We start from the raw sequence: 12,453 nt of genomic DNA on the forward strand, positions 1-12,453 counted from the left end.
CGACCCGCCCGCGTAGGCTGGAGGGATGCCGATCGACATCACCGAATCCGCGCTGGCTGCCACGATCGACCACGCGATCCTCAAGCCCCAGCTCACCCGCGCGGAGGTGGACGCCGAACTCGCCATCGCCGCCGAGTGGGGTGTGTTCAGCGTCTGCGTGCGCCCCTCCGACATCGCGCACGCCGTCCGGCGGCTCGAGGGCACGGGTGTGGCCGTGGGCACCGTCATCGGCTTTCCGCACGGCACTACCTCGAGCGCCGCGAAGGTGGCCGAACTGCGCCGGGCTCACGAAGACGGCGCGTCCGAGTTCGACATGGTGGTCAACATCGGGGCGCTGCGCTCCGGGTTCGACGACGTCGTGCGCGATGACATCGCGGCCGTCGTCGCGTCGGCAGCGGGCCGGATCACGAAGGTGATCCTCGAGACGTCGTATCTCGACGACGCGCAAATCGCCCTCGGCAGCAGGCTCACGGAGGCGGCGGGCGCGTCCTTCGTCAAGACGTCGACGGGCTTCGCCGGCGGCGGCGCGACGGTGCCGCACGTGCGGCTGATGCGCGCGAGCGTCGGACCCGTCGTCCAGGTGAAGGCGTCGGGCGGCGTGCGCGGCCTCGACACGGCGCTCGAGATGATCGAGGCCGGGGCGACGCGCCTCGGCACGAGCGCGAGCGCGACGATCCTGGGCGAACTGCGCGCCCGCCTTGCGGGTGCACAGGCGTCGGCGGCGACCGACGACTCGTCCTACTGACCACGGTGGCCCGCTCCGGCGCTGAGCCGGGTGGGTGCGTCAGGGTCGCAGCGCCTCGCGGGTGCGGGTCACATCGTCGGTCATCTGGTCTTTGAGCGCCTCGATGCCGCGGAAGGCCACCATGCCGCGGATGCGGTGCACGAACTGCACCTCCACCTCGTGCCCGTACAGGTCGAGATCCGTCTGATCGAGCACGTACGCCTCGACCTGCCGCGCGGCGACGTCGTCGAAGGTCGGGTTGTCGCCCACCGAGATCGCGGCCGGGTACCGCACATGGGATCCGGCCTCGTGGGCCGAAGATCCATCGAGCAGCCAGCCCGCGTAGACACCGTCGGCGGGGATGAAGCCCTCGAGATCGCGTGCGAGATTGGCGGTCGGGAACCCGAGCTCGCGGCCGCGCTTCGCCCCGTGCACGACCTCGCCCCAGACGGCCGCGGGGCGACCGAGGAGCTTGGATGCATCGGCGACCTCGCCGGCCGCGAGCAGTTCGCGGATCCAGGTCGACGAGACGCGGCGTCCGTCGACGCTGCGCACGTCGGCGATCTCGTCGACGCGGAAGCCCAGCTCGGCACCCATCGTCTGCAGCAGGCGAACATCGCCCGCTCCCCCGCGTCCGAACCGGAAGTCCTGCCCGACGAGCACCGTGCGCGCGTGCAGGGCGTCAACGAGCACGCGGCGCACGAAGGCCTCGGCCTCCTCGTGTGCCAGCGCCTCGTCGAAGTGCAGCATGAGCGTCGCATCGATTCCGGTCGACGCCAGCAGGGCCGCCTTCTGCGTGACGCCGACCAGCGCGGGCGGGCACTTCTCGGGCGCGAGGACGGCGAGCGGGTGCCGATCGAAGGTCACGGCGGCGGTTCGTGCGCCCGTGCCAGCCGCGTCGACCAGCATCCGCTCGATGATGGCCCTGTGGCCCGCGTGCAGCCCGTCGAACTTTCCGATGGCGACGACGCTCGGGCCGAAATCATCGGGTACCTCGGTCGGGTCGTTCCAGAGGATCATCGTGCGCTCTCCATCACCGGATCGACAGCTGCGACGTCCGCGCGGCGCGGCGGGTGCGTCACGAGCCACCAGATGCCGAAGAAGGGCAGCACCAGCGGAACGAAGAGGTACCCGTATCCGAACACCGACCAGACGCTGGGATGCTGGAACAGCTCGGCCAGCGTGAGACTCAGTGTTCCGACGACGAGCACCCCCACCAGCTCGAACGCGATCGCCACCCACGCGACGAGGTACCAGGCGCGACTGCCCGCGAACACGAGGGCGAGAGTGGCGACGATGTAGACGAGCGCCGACACGGCCGAGAGCGTGTAGGCGACCGGGGCTTCGTCGAAGCGCTCGGCGATCTGGACGAAGGAGCGACCGGTTGCCGCGAGCGCCATCACCGCGTACACGATGACGAGGACGCGACCTATTCCGGACATGCGGCGGGTGCGTGCGGGTGTGGACATGGCGGCTCCAATCCTAAGCCGACGGGTCACCGTCGCCGGCCGCAGCTCACGCGATCTGCACGGTCCAGATCACCTGCATGCGCCACACCATGACCGCCACCGACAGCGCGACGACGCCCATGATGACGGTGCTCCACCGGCTGCGCTCGATGAGAGCCCACGCCACCCCGCCGAAGGGCAGGAGGACGGCCGAGACCAGGTAGACCCAGTACTCCAGTGCGCTGCCGGTGGGCGGGTTGCCGGCGAAGGGCGCGATGATCGCGATCACGACCTGCGCCAGCAGGAGCAGTTCGATCAGGGCGAGCGATCCCACCGTGAAATCGCTCGGTCGGCGTCCCGCGAGTCCCGCGACGAGGCACAGCAGTCCCGCGGCGACCGCGGTCGCGACCTGGACGATCGTGAACCACAGGATCATTCGTCGTCCCCTCCGATGGGAATCTCCCCCGCCGCGGCCCGCGGCTGCTGCGGCGGCGCGGGAAGGTTCATCACGCTCTTGACATCCTCGCCGCGGCGCTCGACCACGCCCACGAGCATCCCCGACGCGGTGATCGCCGCCGCACGCTCGGCCCGGAGCCTCGGCGCCGCATTCGGGAGCCGTTTGCCCTGCCACAGCGCCCGCGCTTCGTCATCGCTGACGGAAAAGCGCCCGAGAACGGTCGCTGCGACCTCGGCCGGGTCCCGCAGAGCCTGCGCGCCGATCCCGTCCGGCGTCACGGCGTCGGCGACGTCGAAGGGGCCCACACGCGTGCGACGCAGCGCTGTGAGGTGTCCGCCTGTACCTAGGTCGCGCCCGAGGTCGCGCGCGAGGGCTCGGATGTAGGTGCCGCTGGAGCAGTCGACCACCACATCGAGGTCGACGAACTCCTCTGTGCGGCGCTGTGCACGCACCTCGAAACGTGAGACCGTCACGGCCCGGGACCTCAGCTGCACGTCGACACCCTCGCGCGCAAGGTCATACGCGCGACGGCCGTCGACCTTGATCGCCGAGACGGTGCTCGGCACCTGGGAGATGGGTCCGGTGAGGGCGGCGACCCCGGCGGCGATGCCCGTCCCCGTGACCGCTTCGATCGCGGACCGTTGTGCCCGGGCGATCACCTCACCCTCCGCATCGTCCGTATCGGTCGCCGCGCCCAGGCGGATGGTGGCCTCATAGGTCTTGTCGAGTCCGACGACGAACGTCAGCAGTCGGGTCGCGGACTCCACCCCCAGCACCAGCAGGCCCGTCGCCATCGGATCGAGGGTGCCCGCGTGCCCGATCTTGCGCGTGCCCATCGCCCGCCGCGCGCGGGCCACGACGTCGTGACTGGTCAGCCCCCCGGGCTTGTCGACGAGCAGCATCCCGGGCTCGGCGGCCATCAGCGCACCTCCCGTGGGACGCGGCGCGGATGCTCGGGATCGGCGTTGTCGACGATCGCCGATGCCCACTCGCGGGGACCCGCCTCGCGCAGATACAGATCGTGCCCCTCGCGGTACCGCCGGTTGCCCGCGGCATCGGGGTCGGCATCCGTGCCATCGCGCAGCGCCATCCGCTCGAAGGCGACGTCGGCGGGCACATCGAGCCACACCGACCAGTCCCACAGCTGACGCAGTTCGGGACGCAGGGTGAATATGCCGTCGAGGACGAGCACCGCGTCCTCCGGGCCCGTCACCCAGCGGGCCTCGACCGGCGCATCGCGCACGACGTCCCACGCCGCCAGCTGGAAGCCGATGGATGCCGCGGCCCGGCTCCCGTCGCGGAAGGGGTCGATCAGCACACGGCGCAGCGTCGCGTGGTCGTACGAGTCCCGGTAGTACCCCTCGGCACTGTCGCGGCCGCGGGCGTAGCGCTCCGCGCGGGAGCGGTGGAATCCATCGACGGAGGCGCGGAAGACGTGTGTGCCGCCCTCGGCGATCACCTCGGCCAGTCCGTCGGCGAAGATCGTCTTACCCGCGCCGTCTCTGCCATCGACCGCGATGATGACCCGGCCCTTGCCGTGGTGCCCGCGAGCCTCGTCGCGCAGATCGCGCAGCAGAGTCGTGCGGGCGGTGACGGGCAGGCGCATCCCTCCAGCCTACGGCCGTGCCGCCGCGGCTTAGGCTGGCACGCGTGCCCGTGCCCGCAGCCGATCTCCAGCGGTGGTATGCCGCGTCCGCCCGCGATCTGCCCTGGCGCCGCCAGGGTTTCGGTGCGTGGGGGGTGCTCGTCAGCGAGTTCATGCTGCAGCAGACCCCCGTCGCGCGGGTGATCCCCCACCTCGAGGTCTGGCTGGCACGGTGGCCGACACCGGCCGATCTCGCCGCCTCCGCGCCGGCCGACGCCGTGCACCAGTGGGCGAACCTCGGCTACCCGCGTCGCGCGCTGTGGATGCACCGCGCGGCGGTCGAGATCCACGAGAGACACGACGGCCGGGTACCCCGCGACGTCGATGCGCTCAAAGCGCTGACCGGGGTGGGTGACTACACCGCCCGAGCGGTCGCCACCTTCGCGTACGGCGACCGACACCCGGTCGTCGACACCAACACCCGCCGCGTGATCGCACGTGCCGTGGATGCGAGGTCTCAGCCCGGACCGCCCTCGGCCCGCGACCTCGCCGCGATGGACGCGCTCCTGCCCCGGGAGCGCGAACCCGCGGCGGTCTTCAACGCCGCGGTGATGGAGCTGGGCGCGCTCGTGTGCACCGCCCGCACCGCGCGATGCGACGAATGCCCGATCCGCGATGCCTGCGCGTGGCGTGCCGCGGGCTACCCCGACACGGGCGACGCGCGCCGCCGTCAAGCCCGTTATGAGGGCAGTGACCGACAGGCGCGCGGGGCCGTCCTCCGGGCGCTCCGGCACTCGCCCTCGGGCTCCGTGGCCCTCGACGGCCTCCTCGACGGGTGGCCCGACCCCGTGCAGCGCGACCGGGCGATCGACTCGCTCATCACCGACGGTCTCGCCGAAGCCTGGGCGGGCGAGCTGCGCCTGCCCGGCGCCGGTCACTCCTCGTCGTCGGCCTCACGCGGCTTGACGTACGGGTCGGACTCGCCGGCGTACGACGCGGAAGCCGCCAGGCCCGCGACAGCCTGATCCCGCTCCCGGGCCTCGCGAAGGAGCGAGGAGATGTGATCGGCGTTCTCGGGGAGAGCGTCGGCGATGAACTCGAGAGTCGGGATGAGGCGCACGTTGAGCTGCTTGCCGAGCTCGGAGCGCAGCATCCCCGTGGCCGAGCGGAGCGCCTCGCCGCTGGCGACGCGCTCCTCGTCGCTGCCGAGCACCGTGTAGAAGACGCTGGCATGCTGCAGGTCGCCCGTGACCCGGACATCGGTGAGTGTCACGAACCCGAGCCTCGGGTCGCGCAGACCGCGCTCGAGGCGTTCGGCCAGGATGACCCGGATTCGGTCGGCGAGACGCGCCGCCCTCGCTTTGTCGACCATCGTGTACTCCTCGCTTCACGGGCGGGCCGCCGGCATGCCGGCCATCACGCCGCGACAAGCCTAGACCGGGACGCGGCACGCCCGGCACCGAGGCGAATGCCGACGGCGTGACGAGCGTGTGACGCGGGTGTTTCGGCTCGTCACCTCCGGGAACACTCTGCACGGTCTTGCGTGTAAACAGAGCGTGAACTCTCATCACTCTGCGCGCAATCATCGCTCTTCTGGGCAATATGCGCATGAATAGCTTCGTCGAAGCGCCGCACGGTGCGGCTCACGCACGATTAGGCATCGGACCTGGGAGAACGCTCCACGCGGATGGTGATCCGGGCGGCGGTCCGGCGCCTGTGGAATCGCTTGCAGCGGTTCCCCGCCGAGGCCTCGCCGGTGCAGACGCAGGCCGAATCCGACATTGCCGCCGGTCTCCGGCTGTGGATACATTGGCGCTCGCACCACCGTCGAGCAACGTCGCTCCCAGGGTTGCAGCGCTACGTGGGGACGTAGCGGCGCTGCCGCCCGCCGAGGTCTGGGGACTTGGGACCGCCAGATCGCTGCCTGCGTTCACGCGCATTCGCACTTCTGCACCGTTCTGGGGAATCTCGTGCACTCGCGACCTTCTCGGTCGGCGGCCGCTCTGCTCGGCCTCGCGATCGTCACTGCCTTCTTCGTCGCTCCGGCGCCCGTCGCCGCCGCGCCGGCCAACCTCGTCGCCAACCCGTCACTCGAAGAGGGGGCGGCGTGGCCGTCGTGCTTCACCGCGAGCGGATGGGGCACGGAGGGCGACTGGGCGTTCGCCACCGGACGCACCGGCGCGCGAGCCGTCGCCGTGACGGTCACCGGCTACGAGGCGGGCGATCGCAAGCTCATGCCGAGCGAGAGCACGGCGTGCGCTCCCTCGGTCGAGGAGGGACAGACGTACGAGCTGGGCGTGTGGTACACCTCGACCGCGCCCGTCCACCTGACGGCCTTCCGCCATTCCGCAGTCGGTTGGAGCTACTGGGGCGATTTCGGCACCCAGCCCGCGCAGCCCGCCTGGACACAGGCCACCGCGACGACGCCGCCCGTGCCCGCGGGTACCGATCGGATCGTGTTCGGACTATCGCTCGCCGCCGATGGAACCCTCGTCACCGACGACTACTCGCTCTGGATGACGGGCGCACCCGACGAGGTGGCGCCCACGCCCACCGCGACTCCCACGCCGACTCCGAGCCCGAGCGCCACGCCGACGCCGACACCGACTCCGAGCGCCTCACCGACAGCGACTCCGACGCCTGAACCGACGGCGACTCCCGCTCCGACCGCAACGCCCGCACCCTCCCCGACTCCGACCGCAACGCCCGCACCCTCCCCGACACCGACACCCACACCGCCGGCCGACCCCGACAACCTCGTGGTCAACCCCGATCTCGCCATCGGCGAGACGCTGCCCGACTGCTTCCTCTCGGCGGGCTGGGGCGACCACACGACGACGCAGGCGATCACGGCCGGCGTTCCCGCCGGTTCGCCGGACGGCGCACGGTCGTACACGTACACGATGGCCGAACGGTCCTCGGGAGACATGAAGCTCATCCAGGCCGAGACTCCCGGCTGCGCGCCGTCGGTCGAACCGGGTGCGACGTACTCGGTCGAGGTGGACTATCGCTCGACGTCGCCCGTGAACGGGTTCACCGTCTTCGCCCACCGGCCCACGGGCTGGTCCTACTGGACCGAACTCGGCGATCTGCCCGCCACCGACGGATGGGAGCGCGCCGACGCCGAGCTGCCCGAGATCCCCGCCGATGTCGACCGCGTCTCGTTCGGTGTCTCGATCGCCGCGGACGGCGAGCTCTCGACGACCGGATACATCCTCACTGCGCTGCCCGATGTCGCCCCGACGCCGACGCCCACGCCCACCCCCTCCCCGCCGGGCGAAGAAGCCCTGATCGGCGAATGGGAGGTCATCGATGCGGAGATGCCCGTGCGCGCGATCCACACGACACTCCTGCACGACGGCCGGATCCTGATGGTCGCGGGCTCGGGCAATGACGGCAATGCCTTCGCCGCCGGCGAGTTCACCGCCACCGTGTGGGATCCCGTGGACGACAGCTTCACCGACATCCCGGTGCCGTACGACATGTTCTGCACGGGGCACGTGACCCTGCCCGATGGCAAAGTCCTGCTCTCGGGCGGCACCGAGGCGTTCCCCGAGGAGGACCAGGGCCCGAACACCTTCAAGGGCTCGGAGAAGAGCTACTACTTCGACCCCGAAGACGACGCGTTCCACCCGACCTCGGACATGGCGGGCGCCCACTGGTACCCCACGCTCACCAAACTCGGCAACGGCGACCTCTGGGCCGCCGGCGGCCTCGACGAGAAGGCCGAGGGCACCGTGCTGACCGAGATCTTCGACACCTCCGAGATGAGCTGGCTGCCCTCGTGGCAGGTGCCGCAGACGTGGAGCTTCTGGGGCACCTACCCGCACATGTACCTGCTCGAGGACGGGATGCTGTTCTACGCCGGTGGGCACACGTTCGGCAACGGCCTGCCCGGCACCGGCGCCTCGCTCTACGACTGGACCACCGCGCAGATCTGGGACGTGCCCGGCCTGCGAGAGAAGGACATGCGCGACCAGGCCGGGTCGGTCATCCTCCCCCCGGCCCAGGACCAGAAGGTCATGATCGTCGGCGGCGGGAACACCGACACCAACCTGCCCGGCATCAACCTCGTCGACATCATCGATCTCTCGGAGCCCGCACCCGCATACGAACCCGGGCCGTCGCTGCCCGGGCCGGGCAAGGCCTATGTCAACGTGCTCAACCTCTTCGACCGCACGGTGCTGGCCGCCAACGGGGCACGCTACAACCGCGCGGGCGACGTGTACAGCGCCGCGCTGTACACGCCCGAGGCCGAGGCGTGGACGAGCATCGATCCGGATCCGATCGGGCGCAACTACCACTCCAGCGCCATCCTCCTGCCCGATGGCCGAGTCGCGATCATGGGTTCCAACCCCGCCGACAACTCCTTCGAGCCCCGCATCTCGGTCTACAGCCCGCCCTACCTCTTCCGCGGCGAACGCCCCGTCATCGAGGACGCTCCTTCCGCCGTCGGGTACGGCGACTCCTTCACCCTCGAGGTGACGGGGGACGTGGTGTCCGCCTCGCTCACCTCGCCGATGTCGGCGACCCACCAGACCGACACCAATGCCCGGCTGGTCGATGTGCCTCTGGTCGGTTCGGGAGCCGAGCGCACCGCTCAGATCCCCGCGAATCCGAATCTGCTGCCGCCGGGCCCGTACATGCTGACCGTGCTCGACTCGGACGGTGTGCCGAGCATCGCGGAATGGGTGTGGGTCTCGTGAGCGCCGCGACGCGCGCCGGCCGCGGCTCTCGCGCCCGCACCGCCATGGCGATCGCGGTGACCGTGATCGTCGCCGCGGCCGGTGCCTTCGCGCTCTGGCCGCGCGGGGTGGAACAGGGGTCCGCTCCGAGCGCACCCGCCCCGCACGGCCTGCACGCCACCACGTCGCCGACAGGGGAGGCGCGGGGCCCTGCCGCCGTCACGACGATCGAGATCGGCGAGAGCGTCGAGCCTCCCGCCGAGGAGTCGATCGGCAGCATCCCTCAGGTCTCACTGGTGGATGCCGCCGAAGCGGCCGCCGCCGGACGAGACGGTGCCGCAGGGCTCGGCACCCCCCGCGAGGCCGTCGAGGTCGACGAGGTGCTGGCGCCGGAGGAGAGCCTCGGCGGCTGCCACGCCGCGTACGGCGAGGACGGGCAGTGCCTGCCCTCGGTGCCGCCGAGTGCCGCGGCGCACGTCGCGGCGATGGTCGACGCGGGTCTCGATCCCGCCGACATGCCCCACCCCTGGTCGTGCGACGAAGTGCGCCTCTTCTTCGCCGACGGCATCAGCGTCCGCGTGCCCGGCGTCGATCCCGACGCCATCGATCCCGACGGCGACGGCCTCGCCTGCTCACCCGAAGACTGACCCGACCCGAAGACTGACCCGACCCGAACGGAGATCTCGTGCTCCTCGCCTCGATCCTGCTGATCGCCTTCTCGCTGCTGCTGCTCGCCGTCTCGGCCTCCACCCTCTACGTCGCCACCTACGCGTGGTGGGATCCCGAAGCGCGGGCCCGCACGACCTATCCCGCGATCAGCGGCGAGGAGTCGCTGTCGTTCTCGCTGATCATGCCGTGTCGCAACGAGCGCGAGGACGTGATGCGCGCGACCCTCGACCGGCTGCTCGGACAGACGCACCGCGATCTCGAGGTCATCGTCTCGGTCGGGCACGACGACCCCGCCACGGTCGCCATCGCGCACAAGCTCGCCTCCGAGCACCCGGACCAGGTGCGCGTCGCGATCGACTACAGCCCCGTCAAGAACAAGCCGCTGCAGCTGAACTCCGCGCTTCGCGTCGCGCACGGCGACATCGTGGGCGTCTTCGACGCCGAATCGATCGCCGCACCCGACCTGCTGCGCAACATCGACAACAGCTTCCGCACGACGGGCGCCGATGCCGTGCAGGGCGCCGTGCAGCTGGTGAACTACCGCGACACGTGGTTCTCCCTGCGCAACTGCCTCGAGTACTTCATCTGGTTCTCCTCTCGACTGCATCTGCACTCCAAGCTCGGCTTCATCCCCCTCGGCGGCAACACCGTCTTCGTCCGCCGCGCGCTGCTCGAGGAGATCGGCGGGTGGGACGAGGAGTGCCTCGCGGAGGACTGCGAGCTGGGTGTGAGGATGTCGACCCTGAACCATCGCATCGTCGTGGCCTACTCCCCCGAGCTGGTCACCCGCGAGGAGACACCCGACACCGTGCGCGGCCTGGTCAAGCAGCGCACACGCTGGTCGCTCGGGTTCATGCAGGTCTATGCGAAAGGCCTGTGGCGCAACCTGCCGACGGCCCGCGAACGCTTCACCGCCTGGTGGACGCTCACCCAGCAGCACCTCATGGCCCTCACCGGCATCGCGGTGCCGATGATGATCGCCCTGGCGATCTGGGGCAAGTTCCCCCTCGCCGTGACGATGATCACCTTCCTGCCCCTCATCACGACGCTCGCGACGATCGCCTTCGAAGCGTGCATGCTGCACGAGTTCGGCAAGGACCACCGCTTCGCCATCCGCTTCCGGGACTACGCGCTGCTCGTGCTCAGCACTCCGGCCTACCAGCTGCTGCTCGCCTATGCGGCCATCCGTGCCTACACCCGGTTCAAGAGCCGCGACTTCTCGTGGGAGAAGACCTCGCACACGGGGCGACACCTCGGCTACATCGACGCCGCGGAGGTGGCCCCGTGAGCGCGCTCGACGAACGCCCCGTCGCGGAAGTCGGCGCGGATGCTGCGCCGACAGCGGTGCGCGAGGGGGCCCTCGTGCGCGGCCGGCGCCGCCTCCTCGCGTGGCTCGCGGTCCCCGACCACCTCACCGCCCTGATCGTCTTCGCCGTCGCGCTGATCATCGGCGCCTGGAACGTGGAAGGCGCACCCCCCTTCCAGGACGACGAAGGCACCTACGTCGCCCAGGCGGTCGCCGTGCAGAACGGCGCACTCGCCCCGTACACCTACTGGTACGACCACCCGCCCTTCGGATGGATCCAGCTCGCGGGTCTGCTCTGGATTCCCCAGTTCCTGGGCCTGGGCGGAGGATCCGATATCGGCGCGATGCGCTACGTGTCGGCCGGCCTGTTCGCCCTGACCTCGATGCTCGTCTACCTCGTCGCCCGCCGGGTCGGGGCCTATCGTCCGTTCGCGATCCTCGCCACGGCGATCTTCGTCCTCTCCCCGCTCTCGCTCACCCTCGGTCGCCAGGTCTTCCTCGACACCGTCGGGATGCCCTGGATCCTCCTCGCCTTCTATCTGGCCCTCTCCCCCCGCCGAGCTCTCTGGCACCACGTGGGCGCGGGGGCGGCATTCGCCGTGGCGGTGCTGTCCAAACTCACGCTGGCGGTCTTCGGACCCGCGCTGCTCGTGGCGCTGCTGGGACGATCGCGATGGGGCAGCCGCACCTTCTCTGTCGTCGGCTTCCTCGGCGTCGGGGGGCTGATCCTCGCCCTCTTCCCCGTGATGGCGCTGCTGCGCGGCGAGTTGATCGCCGGCGAGGGACACGTCTCACTGCAGGACGGCCTCGCGTATCAGTTCCTCTCGCGCTCCGGCTCGGGGTGGATCTGGGAGGAGGGCTCGTCCCGCTACGACCTCCTGCAGAGCTGGTTCTTCCTCGACGGCTACATCGTCGTCGCGGGCCTGATCGCCGGCCTCCTCTGCGCCTTCGCCGGTCGAACCCGCTGGATTCCGCTGGCGCTGATCTGCTTCGCCCTGCCCATCGTGGGCAGTCAGGGCTATCTGCCGGCGATGTACATCGTGGCGGTCCTGCCCTTCCTCGCCCTCGCGATCGGAGGCGCGGCCGACCTGGTCTGGCGTGGGCTGATGGCTTTCTTCCGCACCCACGCGCCCGGCGCCCGGGCGACGGGGCCCATCTTCGCGACCCTCGTCATCGCGGCCGCTGCGGTGCTGATCCCGATCGAGCAGTGGATCGGGCGCGGCATCCCCCTCATCTCGGCCGATGAGAACCGCGACTGGCGGGACGCCCGCGACTGGGTGACCGAGAACGTCTCGAGGGACGACGTCGTGGTCGTGCCGTACTCGATGTGGCAGGACGTGCAGGCCGCGGGCTGGGAGGACCCGTGGCAGGTCATCGTGCTCGAGAAGGTGGATCTGGACTCGCAGTTCCAGGACGAGCATCCCGGCGGCTGGTCCGAGATCGGCTGGATCGTCGAGGGCCCCACCGTCGCCCCCAACATCGACTACCTCGGCCTCACGCAGGCGGGCATCGCGCTGGAGAACTCGCGCGTCGTCGCCAGCTTCGGCGCCTGGAACATCCGCGAAGTCCTCCCCTGATC

At 70.5% G+C, this 12,453-nt stretch carries 12 protein-coding genes; 6 read left to right on the forward strand and 6 right to left on the reverse strand.

Features of this window, described 5'->3' with window-relative positions:
• Positions 1–25 precede the first annotated feature (25 nt).
• On the forward strand, positions 26–745 hold the full coding sequence (deoC, locus tag AB2L57_RS12570) for a deoxyribose-phosphate aldolase (RefSeq protein ID WP_409047242.1): 720 nt from the start codon (positions 26–28) through the stop codon (positions 743–745).
• A 39-nt stretch (positions 746–784) separates the two neighbouring features.
• Here the strand turns inward: deoC and AB2L57_RS12575 are convergent, their stop codons facing one another.
• Genes AB2L57_RS12575 through AB2L57_RS12595 form a run of 5 tightly spaced genes read right to left on the reverse strand, consistent with a single transcriptional unit; the run spans position 785 to position 4,235 of the window.
• Positions 785–1,744, reverse strand: a complete 960-nt coding sequence (locus AB2L57_RS12575) for a bifunctional riboflavin kinase/FAD synthetase (RefSeq protein WP_292813823.1) — start codon at positions 1,742–1,744, stop codon at positions 785–787.
• Positions 1,741–2,193 (reverse strand): hypothetical protein, encoded by a 453-nt coding sequence (locus AB2L57_RS12580; RefSeq protein WP_292813825.1) that lies wholly within the window; start codon positions 2,191–2,193, stop codon positions 1,741–1,743. Before AB2L57_RS12580 ends, AB2L57_RS12575 begins: the two co-directional genes overlap by 4 nt.
• A gap of 46 nt (positions 2,194–2,239) precedes the next feature.
• Positions 2,240–2,608: a hypothetical protein gene (locus tag AB2L57_RS12585; protein WP_292813828.1), complete on the reverse strand. Its 369-nt coding sequence runs from the start codon at positions 2,606–2,608 to the stop codon at positions 2,240–2,242.
• Positions 2,605–3,549: a tRNA pseudouridine(55) synthase TruB gene (gene truB, locus AB2L57_RS12590; RefSeq protein ID WP_409047243.1), complete on the reverse strand. Its 945-nt coding sequence runs from the start codon at positions 3,547–3,549 to the stop codon at positions 2,605–2,607. Before truB ends, AB2L57_RS12585 begins: the two co-directional genes overlap by 4 nt.
• Positions 3,549–4,235: a uridine kinase gene (locus AB2L57_RS12595; RefSeq protein ID WP_292813833.1), complete on the reverse strand. Its 687-nt coding sequence runs from the start codon at positions 4,233–4,235 to the stop codon at positions 3,549–3,551. The genes truB and AB2L57_RS12595 overlap by 1 nt, the downstream gene beginning before the upstream one ends.
• A gap of 44 nt (positions 4,236–4,279) precedes the next feature.
• Here AB2L57_RS12595 and AB2L57_RS12600 point away from each other — a divergent pair, with 44 nt between their 5' ends.
• A complete protein-coding gene (locus AB2L57_RS12600; protein ID WP_409047244.1) occupies positions 4,280–5,239 on the forward strand; it encodes an A/G-specific adenine glycosylase in 960 nt (319 codons plus the stop codon).
• Here AB2L57_RS12600 and rbfA read toward each other — a convergent pair.
• Positions 5,149–5,586, reverse strand: coding sequence for a 30S ribosome-binding factor RbfA (gene rbfA, locus AB2L57_RS12605; RefSeq protein WP_292813837.1), 438 nt, complete (start codon positions 5,584–5,586; stop codon positions 5,149–5,151). The two genes, AB2L57_RS12600 and rbfA, sit on opposite strands and share 91 nt — an antisense overlap.
• Before the next feature lie 598 nt (positions 5,587–6,184).
• Between rbfA and AB2L57_RS12610 the strand changes: the two genes are divergently transcribed.
• Genes AB2L57_RS12610 through AB2L57_RS12625 form a run of 4 tightly spaced genes read left to right on the forward strand, consistent with a single transcriptional unit; the run spans position 6,185 to position 12,451 of the window.
• A complete protein-coding gene (locus tag AB2L57_RS12610) occupies positions 6,185–8,920 on the forward strand; it encodes a galactose oxidase-like domain-containing protein (protein ID WP_409047245.1) in 2,736 nt (911 codons plus the stop codon).
• Positions 8,902–9,546, forward strand: a complete 645-nt coding sequence (locus AB2L57_RS12615; RefSeq protein WP_292813842.1) for a hypothetical protein — start codon at positions 8,902–8,904, stop codon at positions 9,544–9,546. Before AB2L57_RS12610 ends, AB2L57_RS12615 begins: the two co-directional genes overlap by 19 nt.
• A 38-nt stretch (positions 9,547–9,584) precedes the next feature.
• Positions 9,585–10,856: a glycosyltransferase gene (locus AB2L57_RS12620; protein ID WP_409047246.1), complete on the forward strand. Its 1,272-nt coding sequence runs from the start codon at positions 9,585–9,587 to the stop codon at positions 10,854–10,856.
• Positions 10,853–12,451: a glycosyltransferase family 39 protein gene (locus AB2L57_RS12625; RefSeq protein WP_292814499.1), complete on the forward strand. Its 1,599-nt coding sequence runs from the start codon at positions 10,853–10,855 to the stop codon at positions 12,449–12,451. Before AB2L57_RS12620 ends, AB2L57_RS12625 begins: the two co-directional genes overlap by 4 nt.
• Positions 12,452–12,453: the final 2 nt, after the last annotated feature.

Origin of the sequence: Microbacterium sp. HA-8 (assembly GCF_046111165.1) — a bacterium.
Lineage (GTDB): Bacteria > Actinomycetota > Actinomycetes > Actinomycetales > Microbacteriaceae > Microbacterium.